10 protein-coding genes are annotated in these 19,068 nt (G+C 38.3%); 3 read left to right on the top strand and 7 right to left on the bottom strand.

All coding sequences use genetic code 11. The features are described 5' to 3' along the window. From I6F45_RS11340 to I6F45_RS11330, 3 genes are all read right to left on the bottom strand, one after another. Positions 1-1,851 carry a glycoside hydrolase family 13 protein gene (locus tag I6F45_RS11340; RefSeq protein WP_165740482.1) on the bottom strand — a complete coding sequence of 617 codons (1,851 nt, stop codon included), beginning with the start codon at positions 1,849-1,851 and terminating at the stop codon, positions 1-3. Positions 1,852-1,853: 2 nt separating this feature from the next. Continuing rightward, positions 1,854-3,344 (bottom strand): tryptophan halogenase family protein, encoded by a 1,491-nt coding sequence (locus I6F45_RS11335; RefSeq protein ID WP_165740484.1) that lies wholly within the window; start codon positions 3,342-3,344, stop codon positions 1,854-1,856. A gap of 109 nt (positions 3,345-3,453) precedes the next feature. Beyond that, the gene (locus I6F45_RS11330) at positions 3,454-6,237 is read right to left on the bottom strand and encodes a TonB-dependent receptor (RefSeq protein WP_165740487.1); all 2,784 of its coding nucleotides are present in this window, start codon (positions 6,235-6,237) and stop codon (positions 3,454-3,456) included. Positions 6,238-6,899: 662 nt separating this feature from the next. Between I6F45_RS11330 and I6F45_RS11325 the strand changes: the two genes are divergently transcribed. Next, entirely contained in the window at positions 6,900-8,522 is a 1,623-nt protein-coding gene (locus I6F45_RS11325) for an alpha-glucosidase family protein (protein WP_165727403.1), read from the top strand. A 92-nt stretch (positions 8,523-8,614) separates the two neighbouring features. On the opposite strand, the gene I6F45_RS11320 is transcribed toward I6F45_RS11325, so the two are convergent. Continuing rightward, the gene (locus I6F45_RS11320; protein ID WP_165741611.1) at positions 8,615-9,160 is read right to left on the bottom strand and encodes a TIGR00645 family protein; all 546 of its coding nucleotides are present in this window, start codon (positions 9,158-9,160) and stop codon (positions 8,615-8,617) included. Positions 9,161-9,399: 239 nt separating this feature from the next. On the opposite strand from I6F45_RS11320, the gene I6F45_RS11315 reads away from it, so the two are divergent. Next, positions 9,400-9,642: a hypothetical protein gene (locus I6F45_RS11315; RefSeq protein WP_007582596.1), complete on the top strand. Its 243-nt coding sequence runs from the start codon at positions 9,400-9,402 to the stop codon at positions 9,640-9,642. A gap of 316 nt (positions 9,643-9,958) precedes the next feature. Here the strand turns inward: I6F45_RS11315 and topA are convergent, their stop codons facing one another. Next, positions 9,959-12,667 carry a type I DNA topoisomerase gene (topA, locus tag I6F45_RS11310; protein WP_165727402.1) on the bottom strand — a complete coding sequence of 903 codons (2,709 nt, stop codon included), beginning with the start codon at positions 12,665-12,667 and terminating at the stop codon, positions 9,959-9,961. Positions 12,668-12,915: 248 nt separating this feature from the next. Beyond that, the gene (locus tag I6F45_RS11305) at positions 12,916-16,239 is read right to left on the bottom strand and encodes a hypothetical protein (RefSeq protein ID WP_165741797.1); all 3,324 of its coding nucleotides are present in this window, start codon (positions 16,237-16,239) and stop codon (positions 12,916-12,918) included. Between the two features lie 193 nt (positions 16,240-16,432). Between I6F45_RS11305 and I6F45_RS11300 the strand changes: the two genes are divergently transcribed. Continuing rightward, positions 16,433-17,767 carry a dicarboxylate/amino acid:cation symporter gene (locus tag I6F45_RS11300; RefSeq protein ID WP_007582590.1) on the top strand — a complete coding sequence of 445 codons (1,335 nt, stop codon included), beginning with the start codon at positions 16,433-16,435 and terminating at the stop codon, positions 17,765-17,767. 96 nt (positions 17,768-17,863) lie between these two features. Here the strand turns inward: I6F45_RS11300 and sohB are convergent, their stop codons facing one another. Next, positions 17,864-18,880 carry a protease SohB gene (gene sohB, locus I6F45_RS11295; RefSeq protein ID WP_197119209.1) on the bottom strand — a complete coding sequence of 339 codons (1,017 nt, stop codon included), beginning with the start codon at positions 18,878-18,880 and terminating at the stop codon, positions 17,864-17,866. Positions 18,881-19,068 lie beyond the last annotated feature (188 nt).

The following is a 19,068-nucleotide window of genomic DNA, read 5'->3' as shown; positions in this document are numbered from 1 at the left end:
TCACGGCGTATTAATCACTAATACCGTAGCAGCCATTGGCTCTAAGTTAATACTGTTAGTTAGTTTAAAAGTGTGTTGTGTGAATAATGCCTGCGCATTGGCATTTTTTGGTATGGCTTCTTGCATGTAATCAAGATTATGCTTTTGTTTTACTTTGTTTTTATTCATAAAAACTAATACTGTTTGCGTATCACTAACGCGAGCATAACTATAAACACCATTATTCGGACTGAAATGAACGAGCTTACCCTTTGCAAGCGCCGGGCTTTGCTTTCTAAAGTTAAGTAGCGTGCTTATAGTTTCGTGCATATCGCGCTGATCTTTACTTAACCCGACTCCAGTAAACGCATTAGCGTTTTGATTTTTGAACCCACCAGGAAAATCAATGCGTATATCACCATGATCTTTACTCGGCGTATTATCCAATAATATTTCGGTTCCATAATATATTTGAGCAATGCCGCGCGTTGTTAAAAACAAAGTCATCGCCATTTTAGTTTTAGCTAAGTCTTGCCCAAGCTCCGTATATACACGGCTCATATCGTGGTTATCAGCAAACACCATAATGTTATTGGTGTCTGGGTATAAAAAATCGTTAGCTAATGACTGATATACTTTAACCCAGCCTGTGCTCCAACTTTCATCTTCATTTAAAGCTCGAATTACCGCCTCTTGCAACGAAAAGTCCATCACACTGGGTAAGCTTGACACATACCCATCTTGATTTACTTTACCGCGCTGCCAATACGACGCTATTGCAGGGTTTGAAGTCCACTCCTCACCAACAATATTAAAGTGTGGGTATTCGTCCATAATGGCTTTTGTCCAATCACTTAAAAATGCTTTGTCTGAGTAAGAGTAAGTATCAACACGAATACCACTCAAATCCGCGTATTCAATCCACCAAATAGCATTTTGAATTAAATATTCACTTAATAATGGTTGGCGCTGATTTAAATCAGGCATGCTAGCAACAAACCAACCATCGCTAAATTGGCGTTTATCGTAGTTGCTAGCGTGCGGGTCTTGAATTGTTTGGCGCGCATGGCTTGTCGCATTTTTACCATTTTTAAATTCGCCATTAAAGTTAATCCAATCTTGGGTGGGTTTGTCTTTAACCCAAACATGTTCAGAGCCAAAATGATTAAGTACCATATCCATAACAAGGCCTATGCCTTGCTCTTTTGCTTTTACAGATAACGTTTTGTACAACTGGTTTGAACCCATACGTGGATCAACGTTATAAAAGTCTGTGATCGCGTAACCATGATAAGAATAATCTGGCATGTTGTTTTCAAGTACTGGCGTTAGCCAAAGCTGTGTCACGCCTAAATTATTTAAATACGGTAATGCGTTAATAACACCTTGAATATCCCCTCCATGTCGCCCGCCTTTAAAGCCTGGATTTGCAGCTTCTAGCATGCTTTTAACGGTGTCATTTGTGGAGTCGCCATTTACAAAGCGATCTGGGTTAATTAAATATAAAGCATCTGCACTTGTGAAACCTTGGCGTTGCGCGCTATTTTTATCTCGAGTAAATAAAGGAAACTCAAAGCTATGCGCTGTATTAGTGCTGTTAAACTTGAGCGTTCCTGCTTTGGCGTTATCGCTAATATTTAAATGAAGGAAAGCATAATTAGGGTTGTCGGTACGTGTTACGTTATTAAGTTCAACCCCTTTATACTTATCTAATTTAAATTCTTCGTTAGCTATATTTTGCTCATGCACGAGTACTGTAATGTTATTTTTATTCATTCCGACCCACCAATTGGCCGGCTCTACATTAAGTGCATAACTAAAGCTTGGTAAGCTACATGCGCTTACTAGTAAAAGTGTGTTTAAAAATCGCATTATTAAACCTTTTTAATACTGGCTAAAAAATCTTGATGAGTTGGTAGCTGCGCAACTGTTGAGTTTATCAATGTTTTTAAGGTAGAAAATAAATCGCTCAGTTGCTCATCACTTAACGAATCCACAATACTATTGTAGTCATCAGGGATAAGCCCTTGCCCTATCATTACTTGCTGCCAAGCAACCTCAGCAAATAGCTCGTCGTCTTCGCGTACTACCTTGCCTGTTTGCTTAAATAAATTCATTTTTTGGCTCAGGGAGTTAGGTATATCCATTTGCCTACATTGGCGCCAAAATGAGGAGTCTTCTCGCTCGGTGAGTTTATAATGCAAAATAATAAAATCACGTATGTGCTCTAATTCAATAACGCTTTGTTTATTAAACTCCGTTACTAACGCATCGCTAATACCGTTGTGTGGAAATAGCTTAATTAAACGCGTAACCGCAGTTTGAATTAAATGAATACTGGTTGACTCTAGCGGCTCTAAAAAACCACTTGAGAGGCCAACCGACACCACATTTTTATGCCATTGCTTTAAACGCCGACCTGTTTTGAATTTTATAATACGGGGCTCTGTAATTGGCTCAGCGGGTAAGCTTTTTAGCAGTAACTGCTTAGCATCATCATCTGACAAGTATCTACTGCAATAAACAAGGCCATTACCAATACGATTTTGCAGTGGTATTTGCCATTGCCAACCAGCACTATGTGCAATAGATCGCGTATAGGGCTTAAGCTCATGAGTACTTTTTGTTTGTACGGCTACTGCACTATCGCATGGTAAGTAATGAGACCAATCAATAAAACCTGTATTTAGTGTTTGTTCAATTAATAGTGCACGCAGCCCGGTGCAATCTATAAATAAATCCCCACTAATTTGACTGTCGTTATCAAGTGCTAGGCTTTTAACATTGCCTGTATCGCATTGTTCAACATGGCTTATTTTTGCATCTATGTGTTTAACACCGCGCGATATAGCCAACTTTTTTAAGTATTCAGCGTAAAGCGTCGCATCAAAATGATATGCGTAACTCAGCCCAGGTAGTTGGGTATTAGGAATGGTATTTAAAGGGGCAAATTTATGCTGTTTAGCCGCTTGGTAATTGAGTGAAAAATCCCATAGTTCGTCTTCGCACCCCGTAACTTGGCCTTTTAACCAAAAATTATAAAAATCACAAAAAGGAAAGTCTTTACCAAACGAGCCAAACGCATGCATGTAGCTATGCCCTGGCGTTTTCCAATTTTCGAACTCAATACCTAATTTTATTGAAGCATTAGTGGCATTAATAAAATCTTGCTCGTTTATACCCAGCGCGTTATTAAGTTGAACAATCGGCGGTATAGTGGCTTCGCCAACCCCCACGGACCCAATAGACGATGATTCTATCAATGTGATATTAATTACTTTACCTAACACTTTATTAAGCAAGGCTGCTGTTATCCAACCTGCGGTACCACCGCCTGCAATTACCACGTGTTTTATTGGTTTCATATTATTATCCACGTTTTATTAAATTTAAGTACGGTTAAAAAGTTAGGTAAACTAGCTATAAAAAAGCCCCTGTAACACAAATTACAAGGGCTTCTACACACAGTTTTTATTATAGCTTGTAGCTAAAGCCTAACAAGTAAGTACGCCCGTAATCTTGGTAATCACGTACTTGTAGAGCATTATCGCCTGAAAGCGACGTAAACGGTTCCTCTGTCAAGTTTTGTACTTGAAACTGAATTGATAAACCTTCAAGGCTTTCAATGCCGGCCTCAGAGAAGTCATAACCTGCTTGAACATCCCAAATAGTTTCACCTAAAATATCAACTTGTTCAGTGTTAAAACCTAAACCATATACATCACCTTTAAAGGCACTGCGTTTGCGCATACTGGTACGTAATTGCATACCATGCATTTCGTAGTAAACTGTTAAGCTTTGAATTTTATCCGAAAGACCTGGTAGCTCGTAATCGTTACCGTTTTGATCTTCAATATCAGACTCAATACCAGTATGGCTGGCAATTAAACCAAAACCTTCAAGAGATGGATGGAATATTTTAAATGGTAACGCCAGTGAAAGCTCGTAACCATATAAATCGCCACCGCCGCCATTTATTTTACCGCTGCCTGTACCTGATGATGTTGCAGGAACTTCACCTGTTGAAGGGTCAGCTACGCCTGACATATCAATTGCATACGTGCCGTCAAAAATCCACTGAGTTAAATCTTTATAGAAAAACGCAGCAGAGAAGTAACCTTCATCGCTAAAGTAATTCTCGTAAGTAAAATCGTAGCCGGTTGCTTCTTTAGGTTCTAAATTTGGGTTACCACCCGATACAGACCAATAGTTGCCATTTTCATCAGGTGTTTGATTATATGAAGCATTAACTGATGAATTCATTTCATCTAAGCGTGCACGAGAAATTGTTTTAGCAGCACCAAAACGTATCGTTTGTTGCTCATCAATCGCAAGTGACAAGTTTAAGCTAGGTAATACGTGCGAGTAATCATGACTTATGTTTGTAGGTGATGTAACAACCACACCATCAACAGTACTAAATGCATTACCTTGTGATGATTGATCAGTTTGTACATAACGCACGCCCACGTTACCCGTTAATGCAAGGCCACTTACTTCAGCATTAATATTAGCTTGAACAAATGCAGAAGTAATTTCTTCTTTTACAGTCCACGATTTAGTCGCATGACTTGTATTTGTTAAGCTCTCTGCCAGTAAGTCGTAATAACCGTCGTTAACTAAGCCATTTACGTCATAAGCAATCATATCGCCCATGCCTATAAAACCTAAATCAACACTTCCGTTACGGTACTGTTCTGGCACATTAAGCATGCCTGGGTTATTAAGCGAAAAGCTAGATAACGTCATAAAGTAACCTTCTGAATCTTTTGTTTTCTCACGTTCTTTGTAAGACATACCAAATTCAATAGAACTTATGTACTCGTTTTCTAATACCTTTGAAGCCGCTATTTTTAATGTTGATAGCTCATCTTCAATGGTCGGTGCATTAATAAAACCATCTTGCGCTTGGTTTTCATACTCAGTACCAGTTAAACCATATTTATCGTTAAGTGCAGAGCTTGCACCCCACGATAGCGGGCCACCTAACTGTATTAAACCATAATCGCTATAATCTAAGTCATGAGTAAAACTTGCGCCGGTATTTCCACCATTAAATGTATAACCTAAGTTATCTGCAACACCGCGAGCATCACCACGCCCTGTACCTGAATAGCTCTCAACACTCCAGATTTTACGGTCTACTTGTGAATAACTTGCATCAAACTCTACTGACCACGAATCGTCAATATCATATTTAGTATTAAAACCAAAAGCTGTAAGTTCAGCTTCGCGTTCTTCATAATCGTTTCGAACTACTACACGTTGGCCTTGTGTTACTGCACTTGTTATAAAGCCAGATGCTTCATCAACTACAACACTATTTGCATCAATACTACCTTGACCCCATGCAAATGGAACTTCAATACCGCGTAGAATTTTTTCATCTGTAAAATCTACATATAACGCATCAAACGTCATGTTTAATTTGTCAGTAGGGGCTGCTTCAAGTACTAGCATTGCCGAATCACGCTCAAGGGTTGATGAACGTACAAATGGTTTAGCGCCGCCTAAAATTGAATAATCGTTACCATTTTCGGTGAATTCTGGGTAGCCCCATGAATTCCAACGTTTTTCTTGATTTGGTGAACTCATTGTATTTAAAGCAAATGCAACGCCAATTGTATCGTCAGCAAACTGATCAATGTATGAGATAGTGCCTCGATAGCCGTCATCATTACCGTCTGGATTTAATTTACCAAAGCTGGTTTGCTCATACTGCCCATTTACTTGCACAACACGCTCGCCTTTACTTAAAGGGCGCACGGTTTGCATATTAATAACACCGGCAATACCTTCAGCATCAATACTTGCATTTGGCGTTTTATAAACGGTTACACCGCTCATTATTTCTGATGGATAAAGGTCAAACTCTACACCACGGTTATCACCAATCGATACCTGCTCACGACCGTTAAACGTTGTGCCACTTTCATTCTCGCCAAAACCACGAATAGAGACACGACTTGCTCGCCCGTCTAAGCGCTGAGCTGTTAAGCCTGGTAAACGTGCAATTGATTCAGCAATTGAAGAATCTGGCAATTTGCCAATGTCTTCAGCCGATATAGATTCTACAACCTGTGTAGAGAAGCGTTTTGTGTTAATAGACTCAACCACACTGCCACGAAAGCCTTTAACTTCGATAACTTCTACATCATCTTTTTTTATTGTATCTTCTTGAGCAGCCTGTGTAGCAAAGCTTGATAAGCCTGCAGCTGTTAATGCCAAAGTTAATATACTTGGTTTGAACATAGACATAATGTTTTCCCGTTACCCATATTGTGATACCCGCGTTCAATGCTTAAGTGATAGTTAAACAAGGCGAGCTAATTTTGTTGTCAGGATGAATATTAACGCCAGATTTATTTTATTAACAACTTTATGCATACGTATTCAACAATCTCAATATAGCCTAACATTAACATACATTACACGAATATAATTTTAACCATATGATTTTATTAAAAATAAACAAAACAAAAAACACTGAAAGGGAATGATATATTAAATCTATTCTGTAGAAAACTAATAGCCTCCCTACTTGAATGTAAACAAGATGAAATTAATTAGCGCTGTTATATAACGTTTAAATAATTGCACACTCACTAAGTGTTAAATTGGTCAGACCATTTCTAGTAAAACCAAGGGTATATTTCCTTTATAGTACAAACTGTTAGGTGAAATTTAACTAAAATATGAATGAATAACATAATTGGTAAACATTAAACACACAAAACGAACACCGCTAAAGATGCGCTAAGCGCTTATTTTAAATAATTTTATTGCATTATTTTTAGTGCATACGTATGCAGACTTTTTACAGAATTACAGGCTTCACGTATGCTTTTTGAAAATAACGTGATTAATCGTAATCACAATAAAGAATAGTCTAAATACTGTGTGGAATGACGGAGAAAAGCATGACCCAAAAGCAGTGGTATAAAGGTGCGGTTATTTATCAAGTTTATCCGCGTAGCTTTCAAGATAGCAACAACGATGGTATTGGTGACTTAAAAGGGATTATTAATCGTATTGATTACATTAAAAGCTTAGGCGTTGATGCAATTTGGATTTCACCTTTTTTCAAATCGCCGATGAAAGACTTTGGCTACGATATTAGTGACTACCGTGACATTGACCCGCTTTTTGGTGATTTAAACGATTTTGATGAACTTATTAGCCAAGCCCACGATCGCAACATTAAAATTATAATTGACCAAGTACTAAGCCATACATCAGATCAACACCAATGGTTTACAGATAGCCGCGAAAATCAAAATAACGATAAAGCGGATTGGTATGTTTGGGCTGAAGCTAAAGATGACGGCACAGCACCTAATAATTGGCTGTCTATTTTTGGTGGTGGCGCGTGGCAGTGGGAACCTCGCCGTGGGCAATATTATTTGCATAACTTTTTAACCGAACAACCCGATTTAAACTTTCATAATCCTGACGTAAGACAAGCTGTACTTGATAACGTAGAGTTTTGGCTTAAAAAAGGCGTTGATGGCTTTAGATTAGATGCTATTAACTTTTGTTATCACGATGCACAACTTCGCGATAACCCAGCTAAACCAAAAGATAAGCGCCAGGGTCGTGGTTTTAGTGAAGATAACCCATACGCATTTCAGTATCATTACTACAACAACACTCAGCCAGAAAATATTGAGTTTATGCAAGACATTCGCACATTACTTAATAAATACCCAGGTACTGTATCGCTTGGCGAAATCTCATCAGAGGATTCATTGGCGACAATGGCGCAGTACACCCAAGGTGGCGATAAGCTGCACATGGGATATAGCTTTGAGCTCTTAACAAATGATTATTCAAGTGAATATATTAGAACTACGGTTCAAACTCTTGAACAACGTATGACTGAGGGTTGGCCGTGTTGGGCATTTAGCAACCATGATGTAGAGCGCGTAGCAAGTCGCTGGAGTGAAAATGGCGAAATAAACCCTCAGCAATGTAAAATGCTAACCGCCCTACTTGCTTCCCTTCGTGGCAGTGTATGTATGTACCAAGGTGAAGAATTAGGTTTAGGTGAGGCAAGTGTTGCCTTTGAAGACTTACAAGACCCATATGGCATAACATTTTGGCCTAATTTTAAAGGGCGTGATGGCTGTAGAACGCCAATGCCTTGGGAGCAAGCTGATTCACCTCATGCGGGTTTTAGTGACGTAAAACCTTGGCTACCTGTTGATGATGCACACAAACAGCAATCAGTCGCTGTGCAAACTAATGATAGCAACTCAATTTTAAACGCCTACCGTGAGTTTATGGCGTGGCGCAAGAGCCAAACTGTTTTACTTGAGGGTGATATTGAGTTTATTGAAACGCCTGAGCCTGTGCTTGCTTTTTATAGAACGCTTGGACCGCAAAAAATGCTGTGCATATTTAATCTAAACTCTCAACAAACAAGTATTGATATGCCAACATCAATCGTTAAAGAATACAATGAGCTTAGCCACCACAGCGCAAAATTAAGCCAAGACACACTTACGCTTGAGCCTTTCGCTTGCTTTTATGCAAAGTGTTAATGACATCAAGAATTACACTTAATATTACAGCTGAGTTCTAAACATAAAAAGCCCAAGTAAATTACTTGGGCTTTTTTGTGCATTTAATTTTTCTAATGACTTTGGGTTTTACTGTTTAAGTAGTCAGTTAAAGCAAATAAAACGCCTGACATTACAAACGTGACATGAATAGTCACTTTCCAAAGTAGCTCATCACTTGGATATGCGCCTGAGTTTATAAATACTTTTAATAACTCAACAGCAGAAATAGCGACTATCGCACTTATTAATTTCATCTTTAGACCTGAAAAACCAACCTTTCCCATCCAAGATGGTCTGTCTTCGTGATTATCAATATTAAGCTTAGAAACAAAGTTCTCGTAACCACTAAATGTAATGATCAGCAATAACCCCGCTAATAATGCTGTCTCAACTAAAGTTAGAATACCGACAAGTAACTCTTGATTGGTTGCTGTAAATGTCGCAATACCCATTAAATAAAGCTGCTTAAAAAACTTTATTAACAACAGTACAACTGCAAATAGTAAACCCACAAAAAATGGGGCTAGTAGCCAACGCCCTTTAAAAATAAAAGATTCTAATGCATGCTCTACTTTATTAGCTTGGCGTGGTTTTTTATTAGGGGTGTGTGATGACATTGATTTGTCTTTTAATTAAAAAAGCGACCTTAGCTTATAAACCACTGCAACACAATGCTGCGAAATCCTGACAAGTAAATTACTCATCCTCACGATAAAAAAATTTCGTTATCTTTTATTTCGTTTTCGTTTAAAAATCAGTATACCAACAGAGTTGTTCTGGATTGGGCACTACTGGTTTAAACCTAATCTTAAACTGGGTAAATCAGTCATCACACCATTTTTTTAGGAATAAACGAATGAAAAAAGCATTGCTAGCATTAATCGTAGCTCCACTATTTGCAGTATCTGCGACTTACGCGGTAGCAGACGATGCGCCAACAGCTTCAGCCGAAATGGTAAAAGAATACACAGAAATGTGTGTTAACTGGGCTAAAGATGATGACGTAAGCAATGAAGAGCTAAATGCCTACGTATTAAAATGCGTAAATGATGAGCTTGAATCTGAAGGCTATAAAAAAGTATCTTCTGTTAAGATTTAATCATACCAATTGCATTAAATTAATGTTCTATTATACCGCTAAGAAAATAGCTCAATAGCAAGTGAAATAGCATGACATATAGTTGTTTTATATGAATGTTTTTTAACGCAGTGAGTGGGTTATTTAGTGCAATATAATGACCATTTTTTAATAAAATTGGTATCTCCAATACGCTTAGTTGAATGTACTGCTAATAAAGCCGTTGCGAAAACATTCAACTAAGCACAAAAAAACCGGAATAGACACAAGCTGTGCGTTCCGGTTTTTTTATGGTTTTTTAAAACCTATAAAAAGTTATGAATAAGCGATAACGTGCTTATTCATCTTCTTTTTTAGCTTTCGCTTTAGGCTTTGCTTTAGCTGGTGCCTTTTTTGCAGCAGCTTTCTTTTTAGGTGCTGCCTTTTTCTTCGCTTCTTCTGTCCATTTACCTGCTTCATAATGAGCAGTCCAGCCAGTAGCTTTACCGTCAACTTCAGTCATAACATACTGAGCTTTATTTTTACGGCTATAGCGTACAACAGCAAGATTACCATCAGGATCTTTAGCAGGTGCATCTGCTAAGTAATAAAACTTAGGCGAAATACGGTCTCTAAAGCGTTTTAACTCTTCTACTTTAGGTGCACGTGTTTCACGAGACTTAGGAAAAGTATTTGCAGCTAAAAATATACCCGCGGCGCCATCACGTAATACAAAATACGCATCTGACTTTTCACATTCTAATTCAGTAATGTGAACAGGGTCTTCTTTTGGTGGAGCAGCTTCGCCACTTTTAAGTAGTTTACGTGTATTTTTACACTCGTCATTATTACAGCCAAAGTACTTACCAAAGCGACCAGATTTAAGCTCCATGTCAGAGCCACATTTATCACATTCGATAATTGGTCCGTCATAGCCTTTAATTTTAAAGGTACCTTCTTCAACTATATGCCCTTTACATGCTGGATTATTACCACACACATGTAATTTACGGGTTTCGTCAATTAGGTATGAATCCATTGCCGTTTCACAAATCGGGCAACGTTTCATCTGCATTAGCTTTTCAGTTTCTTCGTCTTCGACATCGGCTGCAACCGCTTCATCGCCCGACACTAAGTTCATTGTCGTTGTACAACGCTCTTTAGGTGGTAAGCTATAGCCAGTACACCCTAAGAAAACACCAGTTGATGCTGTGCGTATACCCATTTTTCGGCTACACGTAGGACATTCAATATCCGTTTCAACCATCTCGTTGAGACGCATACCGCCATTTTCTGGCTCATCTTTAGCGACAGTTAATTGCGTTGAAAAATCAGCATAAAATTTATCAAGAACTTCAGTCCATACTCGCTCGCCTTCAGCGATGTCATCTAAACGGCCTTCCATTTTTGCTGTAAAATCAAAATTCATTAAATCAGTGAAGTTTTCAACCAAACGATCGGTAACTATTTCACCCATTTTTTCAGCAAAGAAACGGCGATTTTCTACACGTACATAACCACGATCTTGAATCGTTGATATAATTGACGCATAAGTAGATGGACGACCAATACCGCGTTTTTCAAGCTCTTTTACTAAACTTGCTTCACTAAAGCGCGCTGGCGGTTTAGTAAAATGTTGCTTAGGATCAAGTTCGATTAAAGTAAGGACTTCACCTTCTTTAACAGCCGGTAGTGATTGATCTTCTTCGTTTTTCTTACGTATCGCAGGTTGTACTTTTGTCCAACCATCAAAGCGGAGCACACGGCCTTTCGCTTTAAGCTGGAAGTCGTTAGCTGCAACAGTTAGTGTTGTTAAATCGTATTCAGCAGGTACCATTTGGCACGCTACAAACTGACGCCAAATTAGCTCGTACAGTTTTTTAGCATCAGCATCTACACCTTCAACATGCCCAGATAACACGGTAACGCTTGAAGGACGTATTGCTTCATGCGCTTCTTGTGCATTACCTTTAGAGCTGTAGCTAATTGGATCTTTTGGTAAATATTTAGCACCAAACTCGTTTGTTACATACTCACGACACATTTCAACCGCGTCTTTTGAAAGATTAGTTGAATCGGTACGCATATACGTAATATAACCGCCTTCATACAAACGCTGAGCAAGCATCATGGTCTTTTTAACGCCATAACCTAAACGTGTACTTGCCGCTTGCTGCATGGTTGAAGTAATTAATGGCGCACTTGGGCGACTTTTACTTGGTTTTTCTTCAACGCTAATTACTTTATATTCTGCATTCTCAAGGCTTTTAACCGCTGCGCTAGCCTGAGCTTCATTTACAGGCTTAAATGGCTTTCCTGCTTGTTTGGCTACTTCTAAGCGTAACTCAGACTCAGTATTTTTAACGTCAGCGTGAATATCCCAAAATTCTTCTGGAATAAATGCTTTAATTTCACGTTCACGCTCTACTAATAAACGTACAGCAACAGACTGAACTCGTCCTGCAGAAAGTCCGCGGGCCACTTTAGCCCACAATAAAGGTGATACCATAAAGCCAACAACACGGTCTAAAAAGCGACGTGTTTGCTGAGCGTAAACCATATCAGTATTAAGTTCGCCAGGTGTTTCAAACGCTTGCTGTATTGCGTTTTTAGTAATTTCGTTAAAAACTACGCGCTTATATTTAGCAGGATCACCACCAATGATTTCTTGAAGGTGCCAAGCAATTGCTTCCCCTTCTCTATCCAAATCCGTTGCGAGATATATTTGGTCTGCATTTTCAGCCAGCTTTTGTAATTCTTGAACAACTTTTTCTTTACCAGGCAGTATTTCGTAATGCGGATCCCAGCCTTGGTTTGGGTCTATACCCATACGCGCGACTAAGTTTGTATAATCTCGTTGCTTTTTATACGCTGCTTTCTCTTCAGGTTCCATTTTACGAACTTCTGCTGGCGTTTTAGTTGCCGGCACTTTAGCTTTGCTCGAACCTGAAGTAGGTAAATCTCGTACATGCCCAATACTGGACTTTACGATGAAGTCATTACCTAAATATTTATTAATTGTTTTAGCCTTAGCAGGAGACTCTACAATTACTAGCGATTTGCCCATAGTTGCCTATTTCTAACCAAATATTGAAAATGTGTTTTGCCGACATAAGCGGCGCGAATATTTATAGGTATATCTACAAACACTAGTTGTTACAAGCTTTTAATACAAACTTTTCAGTATTTACTGAATAAACGAACAATTTTTGTCGTTAAATTAAACAAACTAGTGTTTTTAGATTAATTGATGTGGAATATATAGAACAGAAACAAAAATGCCAACCTAAAGGTTGGCATTTTTAAAATAAAGCCTTATTTACTATCGTAAATTTCGATTCCTTTGGAGACTGTTTTAGTGCCACCAGCCTGAGTAGTAAACTCAAATGTTATTGAAAGTACACCGTCAAATTTATCATTACCATCCGCTTCACGAGAAATACGAACATCTGAATACATTGGTTTATCCGTATTCGTACTTGGAATAATAGCGTTATTTTCGATAATAGATAAGTCGCCATTTGTAGAGGCTATAGATACAGTTGTACCCGCTGGTAGTGGATTACCAAACTCATCTGTGTAGTGAATACGAACTGTAATACCAGATAAGCCAACTTCCAATAGTTGAGGATCAGTTTCATCTGGATCCGTTTCATCATATTCAGGGTTATCTGCAAAAACATTTGATAAATCAACTGCTGATATATCACAACGCTCAGATACATCGGATGGCTCAAGTACTGCTGTAACTGAAACAGAGCAATCTGCTGGTACATAAACAGGATACGGTGCATCAAGAATATCCGTTGTTTTCAACACAGAAAAACGAACATATGGACTATCTCCAGACATAACCAATTCAATTTGTTTACGCACTTCAATTAGCTCTCGAGAACACTCACCTGCATTTTCAGCGGCTTCGCTACATAATAAGCCATTATATTTACCATCAGCAAAGTCATAAATACCGTCATTATCTAGGTCTCGCCATGTTTCATTATGACCACCTCGTGAAATTAACTCAGAACATTCATCCGTAGACGGGTCATAATTTGAAGCATCTGCATCACTACAGTTTGCTTTATCGAAGGCTGCATTTTCATTGTGATCTATAAATGCTTCAGGTAAATCGTAACTAGTATAATACTCACCAATATCAAACAAGCCATTGGTGCGTTTAACATCATCAGTGGTTTGCTCATCTACAAAGTTCTCTTGTCCTTTAGTGACAGCGAGAACACTTACACGTCCTCCCATAACAACGCCATCAGCATTATTTTTAGCGCGTGTAATACCATTTATACAAGGAGCTGCAATACCAAAATATGGGTCACAATTTATAATACCTGTTTTTGGATTAATACCTTCTGTAGTTGTTGCGTCCCCGTCAATATCGCCAATTCGGTTACCCCATTTGTAATCATAAAATGGACGGTCTCCTTGAGAGCGCCAGGTTACAACACAAGTAGCATCGTCAGTTTTACAAGTAACTTCATTGCTAGATGAGCCAATGACACCAGCTTCAGCTAAAATAGTTGCCTCTACACCGTCACCGTTATAATTATTAAATTGGTCACCAAAATATACCGTAATATCATTTAAAACACCGTTATAATTAAGTGAGTTAGTATTGAACGTATTTGGGCTTGCATCAAAACTGTTTTGGTCTGTTACGCCTGAAGCGAGCGTTAATTGAGCCGATACAGAACTTATCTGCTCGCTCAATGGTACTAAAGTAAGTGTTCCGTCTGGACAAATTTCATTGCTTGGTTCTGATGTACACAGTTCTACATCATCAACCCAACACGTTAAATCATCACCTTCAGGTAAATTATTAACATCTTCTTTAGAAATAAAACACGCTTTTACCACTAATGGACCAGGCACTATGCCAGATTCAACCGTTGTCTGAACAAAGCCTTCATTATTTGTATCACTTGTTCTAAGTGACAGTTTAGCTGCCCCCACTGAATCTGTTAACTTGAAATCAATACGTTGCTGCGTAGATGCAAGACCATCCGCATCTATTAGCTTAAATCTAACGATCGATTGAGTCGGGGCGCCGCCTTCACCTGGAGGTAATGCAATAAATGTTTCACTGACATCAACAAACTGTATTGATTGTACCGCTGATGTTTCCACAGGAATAATCGTAGTAGCAGTAAAGTTTTTACCGCCTGTCTCAACCGTGATATTAATATCATCGTCAATACTACAACCTGTAGCTCGGTATGTTGATGTTGCGATACCACTTGATGATTTTACTGATGCATCAATTACTGAGTCGCCGCTAATTACACACGTTGAGCTGAACTCAACATCTGTTGGAGTTAAGTATAAATTACCATCTTCATCTAAAAGTGTTACTTCAATAACTGTACTACCACCTGCTTTTAAAGGAATAACATTTCCTGAAGAATCTTTATTTAGCCCGTTATCAACCTCTAGGGTTAAATCAGCAATACCTACAGCAAAATTAGTTGAATTACTTTCACCTACAGACGTTACAGTAACAGTACCTGCGCCACCAGTATTACCAGGTTGCAATTTTAGTAAAGCAATACCAAAGTTATCAGTAAGGGCTGTCCCAGATGAAGGGAGAACAGAACCTAAATTTGTTGAAATATTAACTAGCGAATTTTTACTACCTTCACCACTTTGCTCATCAATGACTTCAACAAATAATTCACCTAGTTCTGATGAAGAGATAGTATTAGCTACCGTACAACCCGATGCTGCTTGTGTAGGGTCAAGTTTTACGCTAGAACGATTATCGTCCCAGCCTGCGTTACAGCCTGTTAAGAGCTTTACTGATATAGAGAATTGTGCCAGATCAACTGGTGCAGAATCACCTGATGAATAAAATACAGCTGTATTACTCACTTCTGTTGAGTTAGTAGGATTATAAGTTGCAACAACTTGACCTGCGCCTTTAAAACTACCACTAGAGAGAGTTACTTTTGCTTCACCCGCTGAGTTTGTAATTGCAGTTCCTAAGTCTGGCGTTATTTTACCTGTGAAGTTTGTAGTAAAAGTAACAAGCTGCTCGCTAAGTGCAACTCCATCATTTTTTAAAGTCGCTGTAACCGTGCCTAAGTTGTCAGTTGTAACCGGGTTTGTATCCGAATACTTAGCACCATTTTCATCGACAATATTTACTGTTAGAGTTGTTGACCCACTAACACCAGTATCATCACCCTGCCCACCGCTTGATTGAAAAGCAAAAGTACTTGTATAAGATTCACCATCGACTGTATAGGTAGCGGTTACTTCTCCAGCACCGGCTTGAGCACCGGCTGTAAGTTCAACCGTTGCAATACCATCGTTTTGAGTTAATGCACTTGATGGAGACAGTTCACCAATCTCATCTTCTAATGTAAACGTAATGCGCTTACCCGCAACAATTACACCGTCTTGAGTAAGAATTGCGCGTAAATCTAAAGAGGAGGTAGCGGTAACAGAATTTGACTCTGTTGCGTCTGTTTGAGAATACCCCTTTAATGAAACCGAGTATGTAGCAGCCTCTGTAGTGGAATCACCATCACTTATAGAACCGTCTTTTTCAAGTGACCCACCGCCACCACAGGCTGTGAGTAAAAAACTTAGCAATGAAATGCCGAGCAGTCGCATTAAAGGCATGAACCTCTCCCTAGCGTTGTTATTATAATTAAAATTAATTTACACTTAATATTAACCTATAACTTAGTCTAAAATCACAGTTTTTTATTACTTTTTTGTGCAAAATATTTTTAAATAAATACTAACTTTTTCTGTAGTAAATATTTCCTTGCTGGTAGTCTATGGCAAATTTATAAAATGTAGATCAGGAAATATGTCAAAAATCCGTTCAATGAGTTTAACCACTCGCATCATGATTGGTATGGCGCTTGGGGTTACTGTAGGTTTTATATTTCAGGCTATATTAGCTGGTGAAGACGATTATCTAATACCACTTGGGTTATTCTCTTTGCCAATTAAAGCCTTTTTTGTTGATGGTATTTTCCATGTTGGTGGTCAAATATTCATTGCCAGCTTGAAAATGTTAGTTGTGCCTCTTGTTTTTGTATCGCTTGTTTGTGGTACCTGTAGCTTAAGTGACCCTAAAAAACTAGGCCGCCTAGGTGGTAAATCTATTGGTTTATATTTATTAACTACAGCTATTGCTATAACAGTGGCGATTACACTTGCCTTATTATTTAGCCCGGGTGAAGGTATAAGCTTGCCATCTAATGCAACCTACGATGCTAAAGAAGCACCTACCCTTGCACGTGTAATTATAGATATGTTTCCTACAAATCCTTTTGAAGCAATGGCCAAAGGCAATATGCTTCAAGTTATTGTGTTTGCACTTTTATTTGGTGTAGCAATGGCATTAAGTGGTAAAGCAGGAAAACGTGTTGCTACCGTATTTGAAGATTTAAACACTGTGATTTTAAAACTAGTTACGCTTTTAATGAATATTGCCCCTTATGGCGTGTTCTTTTTAATGGCAAAACTGTTTACAACAATTGAGCTTAACTTAATTGTGAGCTTAGCGAAGTACTTTGGCGTTGTAGTGCTTGCACTGTTATTACATGCTTTTGTAAACTACACATTGCTTTTAAAAATATTAACGGGCTTAAACCCGCTTATTTTCTTAGCAAAAATGAAGCACACATGCTTATTTGCATTTAGTACCTCGAGCTCAAGCGCAACTATGCCTATTACACTTGAAACTGCTACTAAAAAGTTAGGTGCTAATAACTCGGTTGCCTCATTTACTATCCCACTGGGTGCTACCATTAACATGGATGGCACTGCCATCATGCAAGGTGTGGCTACCGTGTTCATTGCACAAGTGTTTAGTGTCGATTTGACAATATCTGATTATTTAATGGTTATATTAACAGCAACACTTGCCTCTGTAGGTACAGCAGGCGTACCTGGTGTTGGTTTAATAATGCTGGCAATGGTACTTAACCAAGTTGGCTTACCTGTAGAAGGGATTGCAATTATTATCGGTGTAGATAGATTACTTGATATGACACGTACAGCAGTTAATGTAACCGGCGATTGTATGGTTACCTGTGTTGTTGCCAAGTCTGAAGGTGAGCTAGATGAGAGCATTTTTAACGACCCTAATGCAGCTAAAGACTTAGAAGATTATCATAAATCTATTGACTCATAAGCTACATTTATACAGCTATAAAAAAACCTTGATGCAATCCATCAAGGTTTTTTTCGAGTAAAAATAATTTAACTGAATCCTGAAAAAGATTCTAATCTAAGGATTTAACAACTTAAACTTAGAAAGTAAGTTTATTCCCACTTTATTTACACCACTACTCAAGCCAAGAGCTAGCTTATCGCTCAACCCTTTTTTAACTTTGTATTTAATCTTATAAATTTGGCGCTCATGTTGCTGCTCTAGCAATGCATCATCACTTGTTTTTATAACATCTACCAAGCCTTTATCAATTGCTTGAGTTGCAAACCAATGCTCACCTGTCGCAACTAAGTTTATATCTAAGCTTGGACGTTGAGTGCTTACAAACGTTTTAAATAAACCATGTGTTTGTTCAATTTCTTCACGAAATTTTTCACGGGCCTTATCTGTGTTTTCACCAAATAAAGTAAGTGTGCGTTTAAATTCACCTGCTGTTATTTGCTCAAATTCAACATCATTTTTCTTTAATATTTTATTAAAGTTAGGTATTTGAGCTATCACACCAATAGATCCAACTATTGCAAAAGGCGCTGCAAGTATCTCGTCCGCGACACACGCCATCATGTAACCACCACTTGCTGCCACTTTATCAATTGCAACACTTAGAGGAATACCCGCACTTTTAATACGCTGTAACTGAGATGCAGCAAGTCCGTAGCCATGTACAACACCGCCACCACTTTCTAAACGAATAAGTACTTTGTCTTTACTTGGATCGGCAATAGAGATAATAGCCGTTATTTCTTCTCGTAAGCTTTCTACTTCGTGAGCGTCCATACTACCCACAAAGTCAATTACATATAAACGAGGTTTAGGCTCATCTTTATCTGCTTTTTTACTCTTTGATTTAAGTTGTTTTTGATGCGCTTTAAGCTCTTTTTTACCCAACGTATTTTGTAAAAAACTTTCTTTAAGTTCAACTAGCTGCTCTGATATATCATCAATTTGTATTTCACCTTTTTTGGCCTTTGGCTTAACTGCAGCGCCAACTATTAGCATTAAAACAACTGCGATAGCGATAACAAAAGTAACTGTTTTAGCAAAAAACAAACCGTATTCGTATAAAAATTCCAACTGGTTTCTCCATTTATAAATTTCAGCTAATTTAGCATGCTTTAAAGCAAAAAAAAGCCACTTTTCAGTTAACACCATTCAGTTAAGCATGCTTTGACTTAATGGTGTACCGAGTTTTTGAAATTCGAACGGTCCTACTTTTGGGCCGTTTTCTTTTTTCTGGAAGAATATAACGTTTCACTCGTTCT

The sequence above is a fragment of the Pseudoalteromonas sp. SWYJZ19 genome (genome assembly GCF_015864375.1).
Classification (GTDB): Bacteria; Pseudomonadota; Gammaproteobacteria; order Enterobacterales; family Alteromonadaceae; genus Pseudoalteromonas; species Pseudoalteromonas arctica.
The sequence above is the reverse complement of the archived record's forward strand: the minus strand, read 5'-3'. Positions and strand labels throughout refer to the sequence as shown.